Source organism: Spirosoma montaniterrae (assembly GCF_001988955.1).
GTDB classification, from domain to species: Bacteria; Bacteroidota; Bacteroidia; order Cytophagales; family Spirosomataceae; genus Spirosoma; species Spirosoma montaniterrae.
In genome coordinates this window covers 533,109-555,811 of sequence record NZ_CP014263.1, presented here as the reverse complement: position 1 = coordinate 555,811, position 22,703 = coordinate 533,109, and the positions used below count along the sequence as shown (strand labels likewise).

The 22,703-nt window shown below is 53.1% G+C and carries 16 protein-coding genes; 5 read left to right on the top strand and 11 right to left on the bottom strand.

Annotation, left to right across the window (positions count from 1 at the left end; all coding sequences use genetic code 11):
- Positions 1-43 precede the first annotated feature (43 nt).
- Positions 44-2,929 (top strand): M14 family zinc carboxypeptidase, encoded by a 2,886-nt coding sequence (locus AWR27_RS02340; protein ID WP_077129700.1) that lies wholly within the window; start codon positions 44-46, stop codon positions 2,927-2,929.
- 91 nt (positions 2,930-3,020) lie between these two features.
- Here AWR27_RS02340 and AWR27_RS02335 read toward each other — a convergent pair whose 3' ends face one another.
- The 8 genes from AWR27_RS02335 to AWR27_RS02300 all read right to left on the bottom strand — a co-directional run bounded on the left by AWR27_RS02335 (position 3,021) and on the right by AWR27_RS02300 (position 13,288).
- Entirely contained in the window at positions 3,021-3,692 is a 672-nt protein-coding gene (locus tag AWR27_RS02335; protein ID WP_232325954.1) for a hypothetical protein, read from the bottom strand.
- A 7-nt stretch (positions 3,693-3,699) separates the two neighbouring features.
- The gene (locus AWR27_RS02330) at positions 3,700-5,343 is read right to left on the bottom strand and encodes a RagB/SusD family nutrient uptake outer membrane protein (RefSeq protein WP_077129698.1); all 1,644 of its coding nucleotides are present in this window, start codon (positions 5,341-5,343) and stop codon (positions 3,700-3,702) included.
- A 4-nt stretch (positions 5,344-5,347) separates the two neighbouring features.
- Positions 5,348-8,887 (bottom strand): SusC/RagA family TonB-linked outer membrane protein, encoded by a 3,540-nt coding sequence (locus AWR27_RS02325; RefSeq protein ID WP_077129697.1) that lies wholly within the window; start codon positions 8,885-8,887, stop codon positions 5,348-5,350.
- 42 nt (positions 8,888-8,929) lie between these two features.
- Complete coding sequence (locus AWR27_RS02320; protein WP_077129696.1) at positions 8,930-9,976, bottom strand: FecR family protein; 1,047 nt, start codon at positions 9,974-9,976, stop codon at positions 8,930-8,932.
- A gap of 57 nt (positions 9,977-10,033) precedes the next feature.
- Complete coding sequence (locus AWR27_RS02315) at positions 10,034-10,618, bottom strand: RNA polymerase sigma-70 factor (RefSeq protein ID WP_077129695.1); 585 nt, start codon at positions 10,616-10,618, stop codon at positions 10,034-10,036.
- Between the two features lie 303 nt (positions 10,619-10,921).
- Positions 10,922-12,115, bottom strand: coding sequence for a S8 family peptidase (locus tag AWR27_RS02310; RefSeq protein WP_077129694.1), 1,194 nt, complete (start codon positions 12,113-12,115; stop codon positions 10,922-10,924).
- A 136-nt stretch (positions 12,116-12,251) separates the two neighbouring features.
- Positions 12,252-12,767: a RidA family protein gene (locus tag AWR27_RS02305; RefSeq protein ID WP_157579086.1), complete on the bottom strand. Its 516-nt coding sequence runs from the start codon at positions 12,765-12,767 to the stop codon at positions 12,252-12,254.
- Between the two features lie 2 nt (positions 12,768-12,769).
- Entirely contained in the window at positions 12,770-13,288 is a 519-nt protein-coding gene (locus AWR27_RS02300; protein ID WP_077133753.1) for a GNAT family N-acetyltransferase, read from the bottom strand.
- Between the two features lie 347 nt (positions 13,289-13,635).
- Here AWR27_RS02300 and gyrB point away from each other — a divergent pair, with 347 nt between their 5' ends.
- Complete coding sequence (gene gyrB / locus AWR27_RS02295) at positions 13,636-15,633, top strand: DNA topoisomerase (ATP-hydrolyzing) subunit B (RefSeq protein WP_077133752.1); 1,998 nt, start codon at positions 13,636-13,638, stop codon at positions 15,631-15,633.
- Positions 15,634-15,700: 67 nt separating this feature from the next.
- Here the strand turns inward: gyrB and AWR27_RS02290 are convergent, their stop codons facing one another.
- Genes AWR27_RS02290 through AWR27_RS02280 form a run of 3 tightly spaced genes read right to left on the bottom strand, consistent with a single transcriptional unit; the run spans position 15,701 to position 17,707 of the window.
- Complete coding sequence (locus AWR27_RS02290; protein WP_077129692.1) at positions 15,701-16,126, bottom strand: hypothetical protein; 426 nt, start codon at positions 16,124-16,126, stop codon at positions 15,701-15,703.
- 22 nt (positions 16,127-16,148) lie between these two features.
- Complete coding sequence (locus AWR27_RS02285; RefSeq protein ID WP_077129691.1) at positions 16,149-16,574, bottom strand: hypothetical protein; 426 nt, start codon at positions 16,572-16,574, stop codon at positions 16,149-16,151.
- A 17-nt stretch (positions 16,575-16,591) separates the two neighbouring features.
- Entirely contained in the window at positions 16,592-17,707 is a 1,116-nt protein-coding gene (locus tag AWR27_RS02280) for a hypothetical protein (RefSeq protein WP_077129690.1), read from the bottom strand.
- 385 nt (positions 17,708-18,092) lie between these two features.
- Between AWR27_RS02280 and AWR27_RS02275 the strand changes: the two genes are divergently transcribed.
- The 3 genes from AWR27_RS02275 to AWR27_RS02265 all read left to right on the top strand — a co-directional run bounded on the left by AWR27_RS02275 (position 18,093) and on the right by AWR27_RS02265 (position 22,534).
- Complete coding sequence (locus AWR27_RS02275) at positions 18,093-18,611, top strand: helix-turn-helix domain-containing protein (protein WP_077129689.1); 519 nt, start codon at positions 18,093-18,095, stop codon at positions 18,609-18,611.
- Between the two features lie 129 nt (positions 18,612-18,740).
- Entirely contained in the window at positions 18,741-21,107 is a 2,367-nt protein-coding gene (ppk1, locus tag AWR27_RS02270; RefSeq protein ID WP_077129688.1) for a polyphosphate kinase 1, read from the top strand.
- Between the two features lie 188 nt (positions 21,108-21,295).
- Complete coding sequence (locus tag AWR27_RS02265; RefSeq protein ID WP_077129687.1) at positions 21,296-22,534, top strand: NupC/NupG family nucleoside CNT transporter; 1,239 nt, start codon at positions 21,296-21,298, stop codon at positions 22,532-22,534.
- Positions 22,535-22,703: the final 169 nt, after the last annotated feature.

Here is a 22,703-nt window from a genome sequence, read left to right as displayed (position 1 = left end):
AACTTGCTTTTTTCACAAAGGCATAAACCCAATCAGTTATCGCATGAAACTTCGTTACGGCTTTAATACAGTTGCCGGTATAGTCTTCGCGACGGTTTCGCTGCAGGCGCAACAGATCGACGAGATTTATAACCAGAAAATACGCGAGTACACCACCGACCCGCGTTTTCTGCCCGCGTCGGTGCTGAACCTGCCCGACGACCCCAACGTACCCTCGCCCCGGAAGCATTTTGGGCAGATTATCGGTGCGCCGGGCGTACTGCACCGCACCCCGGAAATTTACGGCTACTTCAAAAAATTGGCCGATGCGTCGCCCTACGTGAGCATGGAACCGGTGCTGACGAGCGAAGAAGGTCGGCCCATCAACCTCGTCATCATCGGTAACGACGATGCGCAGAAACGGCTCGACCATTACAAAAAACAGCTCGCCCTGCTGGCCGACCCGCGCCAGGTGAATCCGGCTGATTTAGAAAAAATTCTGGGCGATACGAAATTGGTGTATTACCTCAACGGCGGCATGCACTCGCCCGAAATGGGGTCGCCGATGATGCTGATGGAACTGGCTTATCGGCTGGCAACCAGTCAAAGCGAAGACATCAAAACCATTCGCGATAACATTATCGTGCTGATAAACCCCGTATCGGAACCCGACGGCTGGGACAAGCAGGTCGATTGGTACTATCGCTACACCAAAAACCGCAAAGAGTTTGCCGACGGGCATCCGAGCGTGCCGTACTGGGGCAAATACACCTACCACGACAACAACCGCGACGGGCTGCAAAACACGCAGGCCATTACGAAAGGGTTGTATAAAATCTACTACGACTGGCACCCGGTTGTCTCGCTCGATCTGCACGAATCGGTGCCGCTGCTCTACATCTCGACCGGCACCGGGCCGTACAACGAAACCATCGACCCGATTACCATTGGCGAGTGGCAGACGATGGCGCACCACGACATCACGAGTTTGGCCGCGCAGGGTTTGCCAGGTGTATTTACGTGGGCGTTCTACGACGGCTGGTATCCCGGCTACGGCCTCTGGATTTCCAACAACCACAACTCAACGGGCCGGTTCTACGAGACCTTCGGCAACGCCGGGGCCAGTACCTACCTGCGCGACTTAGCCGAGCAGAAATACGCCGGCGACCCGGCCACCAGTAAAGAATGGTATCGACCCGTGCCGCCTACGGAGAAAGTTTACTGGTCGTATCGCAACAACATCAACTACATGCAGGCGGGTGTGCTGGCGTCGCTTTCTTACGGGGCCACCAACAGCCGACTGCTCATCAAAAACTTTTACCAGAAGGGCGTGAACGCCATTCGGAAGGGCACCGATGAAACGCCCCGCGCCTTTGTAATTCCCAAAGACCAGCGCGACCCCGGCATGGCGGCTTATTTGGTGAATCAGCTTCGGGCGCAGGCTATCGAGGTCCATAAAGCCGAAACCGGGTTGAACGCAGGCGATTATGTGGTGTTGCTGAATCAGCCGTATCGAAACCTCGCCGTGAGTTTGCTTACCAAACAGAATTATCCGAAAGAAGCCAAATTCCCGCCTTACGATGACATTGCCTGGACGCTTGGCTACCTGTATGGCGTCGATGTGAAAGCGCAGGACAGCGTAAAATACGCGCCCGCCGACCTCAAACTGCTGACCGCCGACGCACAGTATGCGGGCAGCCTGACCCGGTCCGACGCATCGGATGGCACGAACTATGTCCTGAACTACAAGGCCCAAAGTACGGTGCTACCCGCCCTGTACTGGGCTAAAAATCAAAGCAAAACCGCCAAAGCCGCCGTGCTGGACGAGCGCGTAATCCTCGACAGCAAAGACACGCTCTCGGCGGGGTCGGTGGTGTTTGGCGGGCTGAACGCCGAACAGGCGCGTAAGTTGAGTACGCAGTTTGGACTGGATTTGAAGGCGGTTAAGGGTCTGCCTGCTGCGAACGGTTCGTCGGTACGGCAGCACGACGTAACGCTGCCCCGCGTGGCTATTTATCACAGTTGGTACAGCACACAGGACGAAGGCTGGGCGCGGTACACCTTCGATCAGCGCAGCATTCCGTATACCAGCATCGACAAAGACGACCTGAAGGCGGGCGACCTTCGCAAACGATTCGACGTGGTGCTGATTCCGCGTATGGGCGGCACAGCGGCTGATTTCATCCACGAAATCGACAAAAAATACAGCCCGATGCCGTTCACCAAAACTGCCGAATTTCCGAATCACGGCCTCCCCGACAGCACACCCGACATGACCGGCGGACCGGGTTTCGACGGTATCAACAACCTGAAAACGTTCGTAGAAGCGGGCGGGGTGCTCGTCGCGCTCGACAACTCGGCGATGATGGTAGCCGAAGCCGGTATTGCCCGTCCGCTACGCGCCAACACGACCGCTGCGGGTGCGGGGCTGTTTCATCCCGGCTCGGTGGTGATGGCGAAGGCCCGCAAAACCGATAGTCCGCTGTTGTACGGGTATCCCGAAACGTTCCCGATTTTCAAGGGCAACACGCCCCTGCTGCAAACGGCGAAGTACAACCGCGACATGCTGGTGCTGCAATACGGCACCAAACCGCTCAAAGACGAAGAAGAATACAAGGGTCTGATTATGGGAATGCCCGATAAAAAACCCGCGAAAGACCGAAACGTCGGACCGTCCGAGACCAAAGCACCAAAGAAAGAAGACCCCTACGTATTATCGGGTATGGTGAAAAACGAGCAGGCCATCATTGGTCACGGGGCGATTTTCAACGTACCGGTGGGCGCAGGCCGGGTAGTGGCGTTCACCTTCGACCCGCTGCACCGCTTCCTCAATCACCACGACGCGCCAATGGTCTGGAACGCGCTCATCAACTGGAATCAGTTGAACACCCCCACCAAAGCCGTTGCCGACTCAGGCACCGATGCGAAGGGGAAAACGGGCGGAAATTGATAATTGGGTTGTTTAAATATCCCCCAGCTTCTCATCCTTTTGCGGACTGAAGCCGGGGGCTTATAGGTTTATTAACCGCTATTGGCTACCGTCACTGTTTGGTGAACGTAGCCGTAATAAGCGCGACGCGGCCCGCCCAGGTGGTGTTCTGGTTTTGATTGGCAGTCGTAACCGGTACTTGCGGCAGGTTGTTGATATTGCCCGTTGTCTGAAAACCAAGCACTAACCGATTGCCCGTCACCTCCCGAACCGTGAGCGGGTAGTTTGGGTAGCTCGTGAAGCTAAACACCGGCTGATTCTGCGGATTGGGCAGCACTGTACCGTGGAACACAAAATCATAGTTCCAGCGGGTAAGCTGCCCCCGCGTGTAGGTAGGTCGCCCTACGCGCAGCACCGACGCCCCGGCATCGGCCCCGGTGGTCAGAAAGAAATTACCCTGTTGGCGAAGTCCCCGGTTGCGGGTAAAAAACGTGTCGATGCGGGCCGTAGCTACCGTGCCAATGTAGAGCGTATCGGTAAATGGCATAATCACGTTGGCCCGGTTCGGCACCAGCAGCGGAGCCGTAGCGGGCGTAAGCGTGATGGTAGTATCGCGCTGCCGGGGCGTCAGGCCCACCTGGTATTTGATCTGTAGCTGCGTAGGGAGCCACACACCCCGCAGCGAGGTTTTCAGCGCATCGTCGGCAGTTGCCAGCGTTGGCAGGGCATCGTCGGCGCAGGCCAGCAACAGACCGGCCAGCAGCATTATGAAGGAACGTTTCATGAGTCGATTAATCATTTTGAACGGCCAGCGGATTGCGGTCTAAATACGTTTGCGGCACTAAAAACACGGTCAGGCGGCTATTCCATGCAACCGCCTGACACCCACCAGCCGCACAGTCAACGCCATTGGGCGAGGTTGGCCGGTCGGCGGGGTCGATGGCTTCGCGACGGCGTTTGAGGTCATACACGCGCTGCCCCTCCGTAAACAGTTCGCGCACCTGCTCGGTCCGTATCTCGGCCAGCAGATCGGCGGGGGGCGTGGCGAGGGCGGGCAACCCGGCCCGCGTCCGAATGGCGTTGAGGTCGGTCAGTGCAGCCGCCGTATTGCCCCGGCGGGCGTTCATTTCGGCCCGCAGCAGCACAAATTCAGCCGACCGATACAATACCACGTTGGTATTGACGCCCTGCACCGGGCCGAGGTTACTGGTGCCTAAACTCCCCCATTTGCGGGTGAACCACAGCCGGTTTGGGTTGTTCCAGGCCGTGGCGGCTGTTGCTGCCGAAGCCGTATCGAGCAGCGTCCGGTAGCGCAAATCGCGGGTGCGGTCGAAGTTCGCCAGCGTTTTAAACCGTTGGCTCATCCGCAGGTTTGGCCCTGCCGTAAGCGTGTTTACGTTTGCCAACTGAGCGGGTGTATAAGCCGTTTGCAGCACGTAATGCACCCGAATAACTGCGCCGTTGGTGGTCTGCACGTTCCGGCCTGCCACGTTCACCAACTCAAAAATCACCTCATCGCGATTGGCCGAGTTTGTGGTGGGCGTAATGCCGGTGCGCTGAAACAGGTTCGTCAGCATCTGATTGCCCGCCACCAACGGAAACCGATAGCTGCTACCCGTGCCAAGCAGCCGGTTGCAAACGGCAAGGCAGCTATCGGCATTATCCTGCTGGGCATATACCCGCGCCATCAGGGCCAGAGCCGCGTATTTGTTGGCACGGGGCTGATAATCGGGCAGGTGTCGGGCAGGGTCGTAGTTGTCGGGGAGCAGCCGCTCGGCAATTCGCAGGTCGTTCAGCACCGAGTCGTAAGCCGCCCGAACGCTTAGGCGTGGGTACGCCAGATCGCTGAACTCCGACAGCGACCGGTAGGCCGCAATAGGGCCGGGGTGGCTATTGTCGGGCGTGTGGCCCCAGGGGTACGCCATCAGCCGCGTTTGCTCGAATACGCACATGGCCCGAATAAAGCGGGCTTCGCCTTCGAGCCGCCCGCGCTGCTGCTCGATGTTACGCCGAACGTCGGTTTGGCCGGGCGTCTGTACCTGATTCCGGCGCAGAATTTCGAGTGCGTTGTTGGCATTGTTCAGGCCAAACGTGCTCCATTGCAGAAACTCAGCCTGGAAACCGTAATCTTCTTCGCGGTGCGTGTACGTATAAACCCGCGACGACCGACCAGGATTGTTGCGGTAATTGACGTTATTGACGGCAACCAGATCGCCAAATGTTTCGCCGATGATAAGCGCGTTGCCGCCAAAGGCCACGTTGCGGGCAATACCGGCGTAGGCACCCGTCAGCAGGATGTCTAACTCCTGTACCTGACTGACGTTTTCGGCCTGAATCTGGGTTTTCGACGATACTTCGTCCAGAAAATTTTCGCAGCCTGCCAGCCCCAGCGCGGCACCCGTTAGCAGACCGATAAAGATGTGTTTCGTTTTCATAAGTTTAGAATCCGACGTTCAGGCCAAATACATAAGTGCGTACCTGCGGCAGGTCGTTGTTGGTTAGTCCCGGCGAGAGATTGGCGGTTCCACCTTCGGGTCCGCCGTTGCGGAATACCTCCGGGTCCCAGCCGTTGAAGCGGGTCAGGGTCAGCAGATTTTGCCCCGTTACGAACACGCGCAGGGTGCGGAGTCGCAGTTTCCGGGCGGCATCGGTGGGCAGATTGTAGCCAATCTGTATGTTTTTTAGCCGGGCAAACGAGCCATTGTGCAAAAACCGCGTCGATTCGTTGGTGCGGGCGTTCGATCCCCAAGCCAGGCGGTTCAGTGCCACGTTGTCGTCCTGGCGAATGGCCGTTTGCACGTCGCCGATACCGGGAATGTTTCGGCGCAGCACCTGAGTGGTCTGGAAAGCCCCAGTTGTAATTAAAGCCGGGTAGCTTTGTGCCCGTTCGCCCTGATCGTAAATCCAGTTGCCATACTGAAAATAAATTAATGCGCTGAGGTCGAATGCCCCGAACTGGAACGTGTTGTTCAAGCCACCAAAAAAGATTGGGTAGGGCGTTCGGTCCGCCAGAATAAACTGGTTGTTGCCCGCCTGATTGTTGATGGTGCCATCCCAGAGATTTCCCGTTCTGACGGTTTGCCCCGTGTTGGCAAACACCGACCGGTCGCGTTCGTAGAATAGCTCATTGCCCGTAACAGGGTCGAAACCGGCAAACTGGGGCAGGTAGTACGTCCCCAGCGGATACCCTACGGCAGCAATGTTGGGCGTGCTGATAAACTGGAACGGATAGTTCAGGAACGGAGCTGTGTAGGTACTCAGCACCCGGTTCTGGTTGTTGGCAATGTTAAAGTTCGTGGTCCATTTGAAGCGGCTGCGCTGAATATTCTTCGTCGTAATCGAGAACTCAACGCCCCGGTTGCGCACCGAGCCGAGGTTAATGGTCATCACGTTGTTGATAGTCCCGAAAAGCGGCCCCAACTGGTAATCGAGCAGCAGCCCGTCAGACACTTTATCGTAGTAATCGACGGTGCCACTGATGCGGTTGCCCAGCAGTCCAAAGTCAAGCCCGGCGTTGAACTGCCGGGTCGATTCCCAGCTCAGGTCGCGGTTGCCGGGATTGGTGAACTGCCCGCCCTGTATGCCGCCGTAGATAGCCGCGTTGTAGCCAACGAACGTAAACGCTTTCTGCCATGAAAAGTTGCCGATTTCGGCGTTGCCCGTCAGGCCGTAGCTGGCCCGCAGTTTCAGGAAACTAAGTGCCGGTATGCTGCGTAGAAACGCTTCATCGCTCATGACCCAGCCTGCCGATACGCTCGGAAACGTAGCCCAGCGGTTGCCCGGCCCAAACCGGCTCGACCCATCGGTACGCAGACTGGCTTCGAGCAGGTATTTATCGCGAAAAGCGTAGTTGACGCGCCCGAAGTACGACACAAACCGGAACGAAATCTGGTCGGTAAACACTACCGTTCGCGCGGTATCACGGCCTCCTCTGGCTCCTTCCGGCACGTTTTCGGTCACGTAGGTTTCGTTGTCGCTGCGGGTACTCTGAACGCTGTTGCCCACCAATAGTTTCAGCGCATGGTCTTTGCCAAGGTTACGCTGATACGTTATCAGGTTGTTGATGTTGGTCGTCTGGTTGATTACGTCGCGGTTTTCGGCGCGGCCATTTCCGTTACGCTCCTGCGCGGATATTCCTGTTGGATACAGTGTTGGGTTTAGCAGAATGTCGTTGCGGGTTCGCTGGTAGTCGTAGCCTGCTTCCGTCCGAACAGTCAGGCCCGGCAGGGGTTGTAGTTGCAGATAAGCCGTGTTGGTGCTGCGGAACGTTTTCGACTGATTCGAGTAGTTGTTACGAAAGAAAATCGGGTTCGAGCCAATGGTGAAGGCGTTGTTGGTGCCGTTGCTGATGCCGTTGAAAAACGAACCATCGGGCAGTTGAACGGGATAGGCAGGCAGGGCCGTTGACAGAGCCAGCCGGTACGAGTTATCGAGTGGTATGGTTGGGTTGTTCAGCCCGTTGGCCGACAGGTTGATGCCGCCCTGCAACCACCGCACCGGCGTAAAATCGAGCTTTACCCGGCCACTCACGCGTTCGAGTGACTGCCCGATAACGATGCCGTCTTCGCGCCGGTACGACCCACTAACGTAGGTCGACATCCGCTTGCCCCCCGCGCCTACCGACAGCGACGCCTGCCGGTATCGCCCCTGCCGCAGCACCTGATCGAGCCAGTTGGTACGCCCATTGTACAGCGTAGTGGAGTCGATAAGCTGGCTATCGAACGATGGCGGCAGCGAACCGCGCAGAATGCCCGTTGGCACCAGATTCGACAGGTTGGGCACCACGGGCGTCAGGCCGGTGCGGTTGGTGTTCCGGGCGGCTCGTTTGTAAATATCGAACAGATCGGCCCCGTTATCAACGAAATCGACCCGGTTTGTGGGCGAGCTAACGCCTTCCTCGTAGCCCACGTCGAATCTTGGTTTGCCCGACGCCCCGCGTTTGGTGGTGATAAGAATGACGCCGTTGGCCGCCCGCGACCCAAACAACACCGACGCCGAGGCATCTTTCAGCACCTCCATACTTTCAATGTCGTTGGGGTTGATTTCGGCCAGCGGGTTCATCGCAACGCCCCCGGTGCCAAAGGCCGACGACAGCACCGGCACACCATCAATCACAATCAACGGCTGGGCATTGGAGTTGATAGAAGCTACCCCGCGCACGTTGATACGCACGGCCCCGCCGGGGGTGCCGCCTGCCTGCGTGATTTGCACCCCGGCGGCCCGGCCCTGCAACGCCACGTCGGGGCTGGCGGCTGTGTTGAGCCGGATATCGGCGGCTTTAATACCGGCAATAGAGCCAGTTACGTCGCGGGTACGCTGCTCACCAAACGCCACCACCTGCACCTCGTTGAGCGCACGGTCGTCGGGTTTTAGCTGCACGTCGATGGTGCTTTGTGTACCCACGGATACCTCCTGCCGTTCGTAACCAACAAACGAGAACACCAATACCGGCTTGCCTTCCGGCCCGTCGCGACGGTCGGGAATATTGATGCTGTACCGCCCCGCCCGGTCGGTGACGGTGCCCCGGCTGGAGCCTTTCAGACTAACGTTCACGCCCGGCATTCCGTCGGGACTATCGGTGGCCGTCACCCGTCCGCCAACGGTTCGTTCGGCGACCACCGCCGGGCCGTTTGGGTCTGTTTCGCGCAGAATAATCTGTCGGCCAACCAATTCGTAGGTCATACCGAGTGGCGTAATCAGGTCGGTCAGCACCTGTTGAAGCGATTGGTTAGTGGCCGTCATCGTTCGCCGAACGGCCCGAAGCCGTTCGGTGCTGTACAGGAATGTGTAGCCGCTTTGCCGTTCGATGTCCTTCAAAAGCTGGTCGAGCGGGCGATTTGCTGCGTTCAGGCTGATACGAACGTCGCGGGCGGGGGGCGTATCAGAACGAACAGCAACGTTCCGGGCAAGCAGAGTCGACTGTGCCCACCCGGCAGGGCCATTGATTAGTAATAGGGTAATGAATAAAAAACGTTTCATGGGTAGATGGAGTAGGAAATTGGACAGGTTCAATGCAAAAAATCAGTTCGTACAGCCCCGGCCCCGGATGATGAGCGTTTGGTTGGTCAGGGTGTACTGAAAGCGACCCGTGCGGGCTAACAAGTTCATAACATCGGGCAGGGACTGGCCGTCGAACGTGGCCGTAAGCGGGCAGCGGGCCAGGTCGGGGCGTTCGAGCGTAACCGAAACACCGTACCAGCGTTCGAGCGTCCGGGCAACCTCGGCCATCGGCGTTTGCTCAAATACCAATCGATTATCTTTCCAGGCCGCTTCGTGCTGTGCCACCACCGGTTCTGTAACGGCCTGCAAGGTTTGCGTTTGCTGTACTACGTGCTGGTTGGGTGTCAGAAAGAGCGTATCGGGCTGTGCAGGCTGACGGGCCGTTTGTCGGGGTGCTTTGTTTGGAATAAACGCCACCCGGCCCGTTACGACGGTTGTTTTTACAGCCGCATCGTCCGGATAGGCCCGCACATTGAACGATGTACCTAACACGCGAATGCTGGCCGTTTCGAGTCGAATCACAAACGGCTGGCGCGGGTTGTGGGCGACATCGAAGAAAGCTTCGCCCGTTAACCGAACCTCACGCATCGTCCCCTTAAATTGTTTCGGAAATTCGAGCCGACTATCGGCATTGAGCCAAACGCGGCTTCCATCGGGGAGCGTAATCCGGGAGCGCGTACCCAGCGCATTCTGCGCCACCTGTAGGGTTGGCTGGGCGGGTAGCCATAGCCGGTACAGCAGCATCCCACCCAGCAGCAGCCCGGCCACCGCAGCCGCCACGCGCCACCAGCCGCCCGGCAACCACCCACCAACAGGCAGAGGCCGAACGGTGGGCACGTCGTCGGTAGTTATCAGCGGGCCAATCCGCCGTTCCCAAACGTCGGCAGCGTTCGATTCAGGTAAATCGGGTTTGACGGGCTGTTGCCAGCGTTGTTGAAGGTGCCGGAACAACTGGCGGTTTTCTTCGGTAGCGGCCAGCCATTCGTCAATAAGTCGGCGTTCGTCGTCGGTGGCTTCGTTGGCGAAGTAACGAGCCAGTTGTTCCCAGAATGGGTCGTCGTAGGTCATCGGCAAGGGGTTTACCCATACAGACACCAAACGACGCAGCGCACCCCTAAAAAATAATCAGCGATTTGTAGGCGACAGGGCCGAGGTTGGCAATCGGACAAACTGGCTCAGTCGCTTTAGCGCGATACCCATCTGAATTTCAACCGTTTTCGGACTAATCAATAACGATTCGGCCACGTCGCGGTAAGAACGCTGTTCGTCGCGCACCATCCGAAAAATCAACTGGCAGCGGGGCGGCAACGTTGCTACAAATTGATTGACGTGCTGCTGTAAATCGGCCCAAATCAGTTCCTGCTCGGGAGTTGCCACCTCATCGGGGTCGCTCGTCAAGTCGTCAAGGGCGATGTGTTGCGGATTGTTTTTGCGAAGCTGATTCAGGCATTGATTTCGGATGGCCGTTAGGAGGTAGGCGCGGGGGTGCATGACGGTTTCGAGTTCATCGCGCCGATTCCAGATGCGCACAAACACGTCTGACACAGCTTCTTCGGCGGTTTCACGGTCTTCCAGAAGATAAAAAGCAGCCCGGTAGGCGTCCTGATAGAAGTGATCGAACAAGTAGCGAAATGCCTGCGCGTCCTGTTCGCGAGCTATCCGAATCAGCCAGTGACGTATCAGGTCTGGAGTCGTAATACTTGTTGCCATAGCAGGCCACCGGGCCGTGTTCCGAATTAATTCACCGATTATGCTATAAATCAATTGTACAGCGAATAGTTATATCAAATGGAATTATTATACAAAATACTCATTTTCTAAAGGGTAAAGCAATTGGCACCAGCGTGTTCGCAACAAACGCTGGCTTTGGCAACGCCGAATGGGATTAGTTTAATCAGGGGAATCGGTAGTTATTAAGTACCCCCCGCCCTGAAGGGAGCATACTGACGCAACAGTAGTTTCGCCGAAGGCATATGAGTGCGCCAGCAGGCTCCCTTCAGGGGTGAGGTACGCTTACTGCGGAGCGCGGACCATGCCCGTGCCAACGTCGAACGGATCGAATCCCGACACCAGATTACCTGTTACGCCCGATGCAATCAGGCGGGCTGTAAGTGTGCCGGGCGACAAAACGCCGTTGGCCCGGAGTTGCTCGGCCCACAGAGCCGCTATACCGGCAACGTGGGGTGTTGCCATACTCGTGCCGCTCATGCTGGCAAAACCACCACCGGGTTTAGCCGATAGAATGTTTACGCCCGGCCCAGCCACAATGGCACCCGTATTGGAAAACGGTGCGACCGAAAACTGCGTGCCGCTTTGCCCCAGAGCAGCTACGGAAATGAATCCATCCGACACGGCTGGTGGACTGACGGCAATCTCAAATTGAGGGTTCACGTTTCTTCGGCTTTCGTTGCCAGCGGCTGCAATCAACAGCGTCGGCTGGAAAAATCCACTGCCCGCCCGAACCAACTGCGCCAGCTTTTCGAACAACTGCACGTTGGCCCGGTAGCCTTCCAGTGCTTTCGATACGGCCAGTTCGGTGGGCATACCTGACCCTTCCAGCCGTTTCACCAGCCCCGGAAAGTCGATGCCCAGCGACATAGAAATAACGTTCGCGCCGTTCTGAACAGCCCAGTTCACAGCATTCACAATACCGGCACTTCCTCCGCCATTTTCACCTAATACTTTGCCGATGAGTGCCTTCCGAACTCCCGTGGCTACACCGATGCGGGTGCCGTTAACCGTTTGTCCGAAAATTGTACCGGCGCAGTGCGTACCGTGTCCATCCTGATCGCCATCGCCTTCGCCCGTAAAATCTTTTTGGATGATCGTTACACCCGCGAAAGCCGGATGAGCCGCATCGATGCCCGTATCGAGTACGGCCACAACAATGCCGTTACCCGTAAACGGCGATGTATCGGCACCAACGGCCTGAACTCCCCACGCAATCGACTGCGCCGTTGGCTGGGGTACGTCCATCCGCTCAAAGGGTTCTACCAATTTCATGGGTACGCCCGGTGCCACGGCTACCACGTCGGGGCTGCGCGTAATGTCGGCCAGGTCGCTCGTTGTCAGGTCGGCCACTTCGACCGACAAACCGGCAACGATGGATTCGGCACTTTCGAGCGTCGAGAAGCCCCCACCACTCCCGGCGAAAATGTCGCGGGTAGAAACGGAGGGAGCGCGGAGGATGATGTGTTCTTCGTTCATGACAGGGAAGTGTTTTGTGGTTTATACTTGGTTGAACTATGCGAATTGTGTGGTAAAAACGGGCATGTCAAACAGATACATAGGTACACAGAACCCTGCCATGTTGTACGACGAATTGATTTATCGGTTAAAAGAACTACTCTATCTCTACAACAATTTCGATCTCGACAGCATAATTCTGCGGCAGAGCACCCATGCCCACCGCCGAGCGGGCGTGTTTACCCTTCTCGCCAAAAGCCGCTACCAGCAGGTCGGAGCAACCATTGATGACTTTTGGCTGATCGCCAAAATCGGGCGCGGAGTTAACAAATCCTGTTACTTTCACCACCCGCCGAACACGGTCGAGATTGCCCAATTCGGCTTTGAGTGTGCTGAGCAGCGAAATCCCCGTCAGGCGGGCGGCTTCGTAGCCCTGTTCAATGGTGAGGTCTTTGCCGAGTTTACCCATAATGCCCGACCCATCGGCACGCGTACAAACATGGCCTGCCAGAAACAGCAAATTACCCGTTCGGACGGCCTTCACATAATTGGCGGTAGGTTTAGTGGGCGCAATGAGCGTAATGCCCATCTTGGTCAGCGTTTCTTCAACGGACTGCGCCTGAACGCTACCGGATACAAGGGCAATCAGCCCACATAGAAAAAGGGTTTTCATAGTCATAATTGTTTTTTCATTACAATAAACGACAGCGGCAACTTAGGCAAACCGAAACGGGGGTCATCCATCGGAAACGGTTTGGTTTCGCCGGTATTCGTATAGCCCCGCCGTTCGTACCAGGCAATGAGTTCGTGCCGCTGCGGTAGCACCGTCATGGTAATGGCCCGGCAGTGTCGCTGAAAGGCTATTTCTTCGGCAGCCGCCAGCAATTGTCGGCCAATACCTTTATCCTGTAAGGCAGGCGATACCGTCAGCATACCCAAATAAAGTTCATCAGCCTTTTGTTCAAGGTAGACGCAACCCACCAACGCATCGGTCTGTAGGCATTTCAGGATAGTAGCGCGGGGGTTGCTCAACATAGACCGCAGACTGTCTTCATCGGTGCGGATACCATCAAGCAGGTCGGCTTCGGTAGTCCAGCCCTGACGCGAGCTATCACCCCGATAGGCACTGTTTACCAGCCTGTTCAGAGCCGGAATATCTGCTTCAGTAGCAGCGGCAATTTGTAAACCATTCATAGCTGCAAAGCTATACATTTCGCCTTTAGAACAAATTGCGGGCAATAATACTTTTTCAGGAAATTGGCAGAGTCATTTTTTGGCATCCCAATGGGGCTGAACCGGGGTCACTTTCACGAAAATCAGTTGCCAGCTTTACCGGGCAGTAACCGCTAAAATGTCCATCAGTTGAGCAGACAGGCGGTTATCCTGACCGTTACATTTATTTTGCCTATATTAAGCCAATCTTACCAACCGGGGTAGGAAATGACCGATATTTTTTGTATTTTTACAATCTGAATCATCCGTCTGGCAAGTGGTTTCATCTGAACCCTGAACAGCAAAATTCGACTATTTATCAATCTGATATGACCAACGAACTGATCGAAGAAGAAGCTTCTGTTGATACCACACCAAAGGCTTACGGAGCCGACAGCATTACCGTTCTGGAGGGTTTGGAAGCCGTTCGTAAACGCCCGGCCATGTACATTGGTGACGTAGGTGTGAAGGGGCTACACCACCTTATCTGGGAGGTTGTCGATAACTCGATTGACGAAGCCTTAGCGGGCTATTGCGATACCATTCACGTTACAATCAACGCCGACAATTCGATCACTGTCCGCGACAATGGCCGGGGTATTCCAACCGGCATCAATACCAAAGCAGGCAAGTCGGCCCTTGAAATCGCCATGACGGTGCTACACGCCGGTGGTAAGTTCGATAAAGACACGTATAAAGTGTCGGGCGGTTTGCACGGCGTAGGCGTATCCTGCGTGAACGCACTGTCGACCGACCTGCGTGTAGAAGTACACCGCGAAGGCAAAGTTTTTGAGCAGGAGTACAAAATTGGGGTGCCACAATATGACGTGCGTGTCATTGGTGACTCGAATGAAACCGGCACCATTACGCGCTTCAAACCCGACGGCAGCATTTTCAATGAAACGGTTTTCCGCTATGACACCGTAGCCGGTCGCCTGCGCGAACTGGCTTACCTCAACAAGGGTATCCGCATTTTCCTGAAAGACATGCGGGAGCTTGATGAGAACGGCGAACCCGTTAACCAAACCGAGTTTCATTCGCAGGGCGGGCTGGTTGAGTTTGTCAGATACCTCGACGAAACCCGCCCCTCGCTCGACGGAATGAGTCCCGTCTATATGGAGAACCTGAAAGGCTCGACCCCGGTGCAGGTGGCGTTGGTGTATAATTACGAAGCGTCTGAAAACGTGCTGTCGTATGTCAATAACATCAACACCCACGAGGGCGGTACGCACGTGCAGGGTTTCCGGTCGGCTCTGACGCGGGTACTGAAAACCTACGCCGATAAAAACGCCGATAAGTTCAAGAATCTCGGCAAGCTGACCTTTACGGGCGAAGATTTTCGCAAAGGGCTAACTGCCGTGGTGTCGGTGAAAGTGGCCGAGCCGCAGTTTGAAGGGCAAACCAAGACCAAATTAGGGAATCAGGAGGTAGTGAGCGCGGTAAGTCAGGCAATGGCCGACATGCTCGAAACCTGGCTGGAAGAAAACCCGAAAACGGCGCAGGGCATCGTAAAGAAGGTGTTGGTATCGGCACAGGCGCGGATTGCGGCAGAACTGGCCTACAAACGCATCATGGCCGACCGTAAGGATTTTATGAGCGGTATGGGCCTGCCCGGCAAACTCGCCGACTGCTCGGATACCGACCCTGAGAAATGTGAACTTTATCTGGTAGAGGGCGACTCGGCGGGCGGAACTGCCAAACAGGGTCGTAACCGGGCGTTTCAGGCTATATTACCCCTGCGCGGTAAAATCCTGAACGTAGAGAAAGCCCTTGAGCACAAGATTTACGAGAACGAGGAGATCAAAAACATCTGGACGGCCCTCGGCGTTCGGCTCGAAAAGAAAGACGATGAAACGGTGATGAATCTGGAAAAACTCCGCTATCACAAGATCATCATCATGACCGACGCCGACGTTGATGGCAGCCACATCAGAACGTTGATTCTGACGCTGTTTTACCGCAACATGAAGTCGCTGATCGACAACGGATACATCTACATTGCCCAGCCGCCCCTTTACCTTGTGAAGAAAGGCAAAGAAGAGCGGTATTGCTGGACCGAACAGCAGCGCGAAGTTGCTGTAAAAGAACTGGCAGGTACGGGTCGCGAAGAGAACGTGAACGTGCAACGATACAAGGGTCTGGGCGAGATGAACGCCGAGCAACTCTGGAGTACGACCATGAACCCCGACACCCGAACGCTGAAGATCGTAACGGTTGAGTCAGCCGCCGACGCCGACCATGTTTTCTCAACGTTGATGGGCGACGACGTAGCTCCCCGACGCGACTTTATCGAACGAAACGCGAAATACGCTCGCGTAGATGTTTAAAACCCTAAATACGAAGCTGAGCCTGTTCAGGCTCAGCTTTCGTCTAACTATGTTTTGCCTTCACAACCTAATTCTCGTCTGTAATTTCTTTATACTCACGCTCACCCAACTCATTATCAACTAATTGTAGTTTAGGATTGACCGTTAAGTAGCTAATACCGGGCTTGCATCTTACGTAATATGACTTGCCCAACTCTACATTTATCAGCATTTTGAATTTACGTTCAGGACTTTTCGCCGATAGCAATACAGAGCCTGCCCGGTACACACGAATTTCATGAGCAGAATGATTGCGAAGTTTAAACAGTTTCTGTTCATCCTTCCGAATGCCGAACCCCAATAAAACAGCCGAAAAGGTGAATGGCCGATACACGTAAATCCGGGCATACTGAGTGCTGTCTGCTGGAGATTCCCTAAACTGTGCTTTTGTTGATAAGACATTACACACCAAACCAAGCACCAACATTAGTTTGCTCCATTTGTGAGTTTTCATAAAAAATCTGGTTGAGATTGCTCTAATTTTCCTTTACAATATCTTTGTATTCACGCTCACCCGACTCAGCATCAACCAATTGCAGTTTAGGATTAACTGTTAGATAGCTGAGACGTGGCTTACAACGAATGAAATATTTCTTTCCTAATTCAACGTTTAGCTGTACGGAAGATTGACGCTCTATGCTTTTTGTTGAAATGGCAATAATATCAGGCCGATACACTTTGATTTCGCGCCCTGAATTATTACGTAATTTAGCAACCTTCACACCATCTTTTCTCAAACCAAAACCAATCAACGAAGAGAACACAAAGAATGGACGATAAACATAAATTCGGGCGTACTGTGCACTGTCGATTGGAGGTTCAGTGGTTTGTGCCCTTACAGTTAAGGCAATACAAGCCAAAGCAAACGCCAGCGTGAGCGTAATCCATTTGTTAGTTTTCATGCAAAAATTCTGATTTATTAATTAGGACAAACTGAGATACCAATAGCCAGATTAGTAGCCGATTTCAGCGACGGGTCTTCGGGTATGAAACCTTCGGTTTTAACCCGCACGTTTCCATCGACAGACAACCATTGAAACGGCGAACTTGTCTTGCCATACATGCGATAACCCAGCCGCAGCATCGCTGCCCCGCCCAACGTACCTTTGTTTGTTGTGAAGCTTAAATCCTGCGGTTGTTTCCAGCCTTGTACGCTGCCTGACACGGCACAGTGACGCCCGATCAGTTTATCGAAAAGGGCAAGTTCTGCACCCCAAAACGTATTACGCTGATTACTGTATTGCCTGACACATAGGCTAATGTTGTTGTTATTCCTGTAGCTAATCCAGATGTTTTCTTCGGCCATTGTACCAAAGGGTACTAAAATATAGCCTAATCCAAAACTCATGCTCAAATTCTGCGTCATAGCAAATGTGCTTTTCCCAAACAACATCGGGTTGGCTATATTCAGCAGTGACCAGAAACCGACTTTGCGTATGTATTTCCGCTCGTTGGGCAACAAGTCAGCGTAATTGGTGTATCGGTAAAACGAGTCTGTTGGTCGATGTAAATGGCGCACCGCCCCCCGAATATCGTCTCCTACAATATCCCGTTCCAGTTCATTGCCCTCTTCTGCCTCAATGTGATTTTTAGTAGAAAAAGCACTCGATATAAAGTAGAAGGCTATGCCTAAGCGACGCGGGTAAAAATCGCCAATCACATTTTTCAGTTTCTCCTGCCCGAACGCCACCAATTGCTGCTCACGTTTAGTCAGCATGTAATCGGACTCAAGACCAGCCGTATGCAACCGAATGTATTCGGGCAGATTCGTATCTCGTAGGTGTTGAAGCGTCAGATCCGTAACACCAACCACTTTGGCAACTCCACGCTTGAACAAAGGGTCTGAAACAGAGCCAATCGAAAGGTTTGTGAGTACAGAACGGTGGCCTTCTTCATGCGTCAGCGGAATAAAATAAAGAGACGCCAGCATCTGCACGGGCAGAATCAAATATTGGTGTTTTTGGGGCGTGTGTCTATAAACCGCATCCGACGAAAGCCGATATAGCGACAGATACCCTTCGGTAAATTGACGCATCGTGTATAACTTATCCGAGTAATCGATTATTGTAAAAGGATAAGCAGGATTTGCATACTTAACTACTTTACTTTGGCGGTAATTTGGCGTTTCGATTGTGCTGTCAACTTTAGGGTTATTCTGACCGAAACCTGTGCATGATAGCAAGCAAAAAGCACTAACGAAAAGAGACCTTGTCTTAAATGGCATCTTGCATCATTTTGGCGGGGCAAAGCTAATGAGCTTTCTTACGCAGCCTTAGCAAGAAAGTTACCTTCTTTAGCAAGAAAAGGTATTTATTTAGTATGCTTTATATTAAAATAATCACTATGCATTCATACATCGTGTGTGACTTCGATATAATAAATCTGTCTATATCCTACTTCATGAATTGCTTCTTTATCCTATGCTATCTTTAACACACCGAATCCGCACGTTGCGCCTGTCCTGTCAATATAATCAGGAATACATGGCTTTTAAAATGAACATAAGCCAGACGGCCTACAGCTATTTAGAAAATAAAGATGAAGACAAGTTGGCTATCAGAGAGTTGAGAAAAATAGCTTCTATATTCGAGATATCACTCACTGATTTAATTGCAAACCTTACTGACTCTGAGCCAACGTCAATTATGAAAACTGATTTAACTACATCTGCGCTGAATTTTGTTCAAAAAATCAATAAAAACGATACCTACAAGCAAAGTATCTGTGCCAGCGTCAAACAAATTCGGGAGATACAAGGCATTACGCAACAGATCATGGCCGACAGAATGGGAGTGAGCCTGAAAACGTACAGACTACTTGAAAATCAGCCTGATGATCTGTTTAAGCTGGGCAGAATAAAGCAAATAGCAATAGTCTTGTCTGTGCCGCATTGGTCTGTACTCATTCCGGAAGACAATGCAGAATTGATGATACTATAGCAGGCTTCAATGACGCCCGTATATTAAATAATAACATAAGGCGGGCTTTTTAGCCCGCTTTTTCGTTAAAATTGTATGTTGTAGAGATAGAATGCGGATTGCGTGTTCTATCATAGAATTTAGTTGTGTATGCGTTTTCACCTCGATCCGGGCCGGACGATTTTGGGAGCTTTTATTTCCCGGTTCAGACACCGGCACCCTAATGAGCCTGTGCAGGCAATTGATAAAATGGCAAAGGTTAGCGAAAAAGTAAGCAGCGTTATAGACCAAAGCAATTACCTCAGCCGCGATTTAAGCTGGCTGAAGTTTAACGAGCGTGTACTCGATCAGGCCCGCAGCCCCGAACGAACGCTGATGGAACGGCTGAAGTTTCTGGCGATTTCGGCTTCAAACCTCGATGAGTTTTTTATGATTCGCGTGGGTAGTCTGTATAACTATTTAGATTATCACAAACAACGCATCGACTATTCGGGTCTGCGCGAAGTGCCGTTCAGAAAAGCCCTTTTCACTACCGCCCAACAATTCTGCCGCGAGCAGCAGGCCGTTTTTACGGACCAGCTACTACCACTTTTTGCCGAAAATGAACTGTTTCTGGCGAATTATAATGACCTGACCGACCGCGAAAAAACTGAAGCTACCGATTTCTTCGACCGCACAATTTACCCGACGCTGACGCCAATGCTGTACGATTACACGCATACGTTCCCGGTGTTGCTGGCGAAGGTGCTGATCTTTGGCGTTGTAACGCAGAACCCCGACGGGACCGACCTGCAAAGTCTGCGTTCGGAAGACGAAGAAGAACGGCAGCGGCTGTCGTTCGTGCAGATTCCGGCCAATCTACCCCGATTCCTCTCCTTCGAGCGCGACGATGTCATGGTGTTTCTGCCTATCGAAGAGGTCATTCGGCAACATATCAAAAAGTTGTACCGCAACGTCGAAATCTTATCGGTGAACCTGTTTCGCATCACGCGCAATGGTGATTTTACGCTCGAAGAAAACGATGACGACGAGGTTGATTTTATTGACGAAGTTCGGCAAAAAATCAAAAACAGGCGGCTGGGTCGCGTGACGCGGATAGAGGTCGAAGGTGGCTGTATGGAATCGGCGGTTGTGAAACGACCCGGTGCGCCCTGGATGATTAATCTGCTGAAAAAACGCTGGGAAATCGACGACCTGAACATTTTCGAGTCGAGTACGCTGCTCGATTTTTCGGCCTTCTGGCAAGTTATCGGTCATCCTGAATTTAAGGAAGACATGCCCCGTCCTCACGTGCCGGTGCCGCCAATGGGTATGTCGCGGGCAAGTATGAGCCGCGAAAAAACTGACAATATTTTCGACCTCATCAAACAGCGCGATCTGCTGTTGCACCACCCATACAATAATTTCGAGCCGGTGCTGCAATTGCTCGAACAGGCCGCTGAAGACCCCAACGTACTGGCAATCAAGATCACCGTATACCGGCTGGCGAAGCGGTCGCGCATTACGGAAGCATTGCTGAAAGCCGCCGAAAACGGCAAACACGTGTCGGTGCTGTTCGAGGTAAAAGCCAGATTCGATGAAGAAAACAATATCCGGGAAGCGCAGCGACTGCAAAAAGCAGGCTGTTTCGTTATTTACGGCATCAGCCGTTTCAAAACCCATACGAAACTGCTGCTTGTAGTACGCAACGAGGGCAATCGCGTGGTGCGCTATGCCCACATGGCAACGGGCAACTACAATGAAGACACCTCGAAACTTTACACCGACATTGGCCTCCTGACAACCAATGAAGTATATACGCACGACATCTCGGAGTTTTTTAACGTTATCACGGGCCACTCGCTGCCCAACGAATACAAATACCTGATTACGGCCCCGCGCGACATGCGCGAGCAATTGATTCGGCTGATTCGCATTGAGGCCGATAACGCCCGGAAAGAGTTGCCCTGCGGTGTCTGCATTAAGGTTAACTCATTAGAAGACAAAGCCGTAATCGACGAACTCTACAAAGCATCGCAGATGGGCGTTCCGGTACGACTGATTGTGCGGAGTATCTGCTGCCTGCGTCCGCAACGGGTTGGTCTGAGCGAAAATATCAATGTGCGATCTGTTGTCGGCGATTTCTTAGAACACACGCGGATTTATTATTTCCATAACAACGGCGACCCGAAAGTTTACGGTGGCAGTGCCGACGTGATGGTACGCAGTTTCGACCGGCGCATCGAATCGCTGTTTTATTTAGCCGATCCGCGCGTAAAGCAATTGGCGATACTCATTCTCGACTACAATCTGCGCGATAATGTTAACGCCTACGAGTTGAACGAAGACGGTAGCTTCAAAAAATGTGAGGTTACGGCAGGTAGTGAGCCATTCAATATGCACCAGCGTTTCTTCGACGTCACGGAGAAAGCAGCAATGGCCACCCGCCTGTTCGACCCCGAAACCAAACCCGCCGAAGTTGCCGAAATTGAGGAAGAATATCAGGAAGGTGCCGAACGGGCCATTGCGGATATATAACCATCTGAACCAGGATTAGTCAGGATTTTCGAGATTAAACAGGGTTTATCATCTTGCTTGGCAAGATTTAGATAGGCACATAAGTGAAGCGTCAAATCCTGTTTGATCTTCATAATCTCGGCTAATCCTGGTTCAGACGGTTTCAACTCCTTATCTTCGCTGACTTAACCGTCACCCCATATTTCTGGATGGATCGTTTTACCGGCCTGATAGGCATCGTGTTGATTTTGGGTATTGCTTACGCCCTTTCTGATAATCGCAAAGCTATAAATTTCCGCACCGTTGGCGTTGGGCTGGCTCTCCAGTTCGGACTGGCGGTGTTTGTATTAAAAACGGACTTAGGTCAGCAAGTATTTAACTACTTAGGCTACCTTGTCAACAAAACGCTCGAAAACGCCGATAAAGGAGCCGAATTCGTATTTGGTTCGCTGGTAAAGCGCGATCTGATGACGCGGGCGTTTGGCAACGGTAACGACTTTGTTTTCTTTTTCAAAGTAATTCCGACCATCATCTTCGTGGCCGTACTGGTGAACATTTTTTATCACCTCGGCATCATGCAGCGGATTGTAGCCCTGATGGCACGCGTTATGAAACGACTGATGGGCGTGAGTGGTGCCGAAGCCCTCTCCAACGTAGCGAGTACGTTTGTGGGGCAGGTTGAAGCGCAGATTATGATTAAGCCGTATTTGAACAGTATGACCAACTCCGAACTGCTGGCGAGTATGGCGGGCAGCTTTGCCTGCATCGCGGGTGGTGTGCTGGCTGTATATATTTCGCTGGGCGTACCGGCCCCTTACTTGCTGGCAGCCAGCATTATGGCCGCGCCGGGTGCGCTGGTTATCAGCAAAATCGTAATGCCCGAAACACAGGTTTCTGAAACGCAGGGAACTGTTCGCATCGAAATCAAGAAGACGCACGCCAACTTGGTCGATGCCATTGCCAGCGGAGCGAGCGAAGGGCTGAAAGTCGGGCTAAATGTAATTGCCATGCTCATCGGTTTTATTGCCCTGATTGCGCTTATCGATGTGTTGCTTGGCAAAATCGGCAGTTTAGCCAGCTTTCCCCAGCTCAGCCTGAACTTCCTGCTTGGCAAACTCTTTTCTGTATTCGCCTGGGCGATGGGCGTGCCGGGCAAAGACGTTGAAGCTGCCGGAGCGTTGATGGGCACGAAAATGGTGGTGAATGAGTTTGTTGCCTACCTCGAACTGGTCAAAATAAAACAGACGCTTGAACCGAAAACCATTGCCATCACAAGTTTTGCACTATGTGGCTTCGCTAATTTTTCATCCATCGCCATTCAGATTGGCGGCATTGGCGAGTTGGCCCCCAACCGTCGGCGCGACCTCGCCAAGCTTGGTTTTAAAGCGTTGATCTGCGGCACCTTAGCCAGCTACATGTCGGCCACATTGGCAGGGCTATTGTTGTAACCCCCCCATTTGCCTGTAAAGCTTTATTTCCTTCGTTTGGATTGATAATTTCATCTAAGCGAAGGAAGTTTTGTTTAAACATCACCCAAACATCATTAAACACATATTCAGCCAAACTTCCTCATATTCAGGAATAACAGCGTATTAGCTTTATTTATTTTGTTTAACT

Bases quoted from the DNA above. Each gene is read 5' to 3' on its own strand.
- AWR27_RS02315 (WP_077129695.1), bottom strand. From the start codon at position 10,618: ATGGCAACAAGTATTACGACTCCAGACCTGATACGTCACTGGCTGATT.
- AWR27_RS02320 (WP_077129696.1), bottom strand. From the start codon at position 9,976: ATGACCTACGACGACCCATTCTGGGAACAACTGGCTCGTTACTTCGCC.
- AWR27_RS02265 (WP_077129687.1), top strand. From the start codon at position 21,296: ATGGATCGTTTTACCGGCCTGATAGGCATCGTGTTGATTTTGGGTATT.
- AWR27_RS02325 (WP_077129697.1), bottom strand. From the start codon at position 8,887: ATGAAACGTTTTTTATTCATTACCCTATTACTAATCAATGGCCCTGCC.
- AWR27_RS02290 (WP_077129692.1), bottom strand. From the start codon at position 16,126: ATGAAAACTCACAAATGGAGCAAACTAATGTTGGTGCTTGGTTTGGTG.
- AWR27_RS02305 (WP_157579086.1), bottom strand. From the start codon at position 12,767: ATGAAAACCCTTTTTCTATGTGGGCTGATTGCCCTTGTATCCGGTAGC.
- gyrB (WP_077133752.1), top strand. From the start codon at position 13,636: ATGACCAACGAACTGATCGAAGAAGAAGCTTCTGTTGATACCACACCA.
- AWR27_RS02280 (WP_077129690.1), bottom strand. From the start codon at position 17,707: ATGCGTCAATTTACCGAAGGGTATCTGTCGCTATATCGGCTTTCGTCG.
- AWR27_RS02310 (WP_077129694.1), bottom strand. From the start codon at position 12,115: ATGAACGAAGAACACATCATCCTCCGCGCTCCCTCCGTTTCTACCCGC.
- AWR27_RS02330 (WP_077129698.1), bottom strand. From the start codon at position 5,343: ATGAAAACGAAACACATCTTTATCGGTCTGCTAACGGGTGCCGCGCTG.
- AWR27_RS02300 (WP_077133753.1), bottom strand. From the start codon at position 13,288: ATGAATGGTTTACAAATTGCCGCTGCTACTGAAGCAGATATTCCGGCT.
- AWR27_RS02340 (WP_077129700.1), top strand. From the start codon at position 44: ATGAAACTTCGTTACGGCTTTAATACAGTTGCCGGTATAGTCTTCGCG.
- AWR27_RS02275 (WP_077129689.1), top strand. From the start codon at position 18,093: ATGCTATCTTTAACACACCGAATCCGCACGTTGCGCCTGTCCTGTCAA.
- ppk1 (WP_077129688.1), top strand. From the start codon at position 18,741: ATGCGTTTTCACCTCGATCCGGGCCGGACGATTTTGGGAGCTTTTATT.
- AWR27_RS02285 (WP_077129691.1), bottom strand. From the start codon at position 16,574: ATGAAAACTAACAAATGGATTACGCTCACGCTGGCGTTTGCTTTGGCT.
- AWR27_RS02335 (WP_232325954.1), bottom strand. From the start codon at position 3,692: ATGAAACGTTCCTTCATAATGCTGCTGGCCGGTCTGTTGCTGGCCTGC.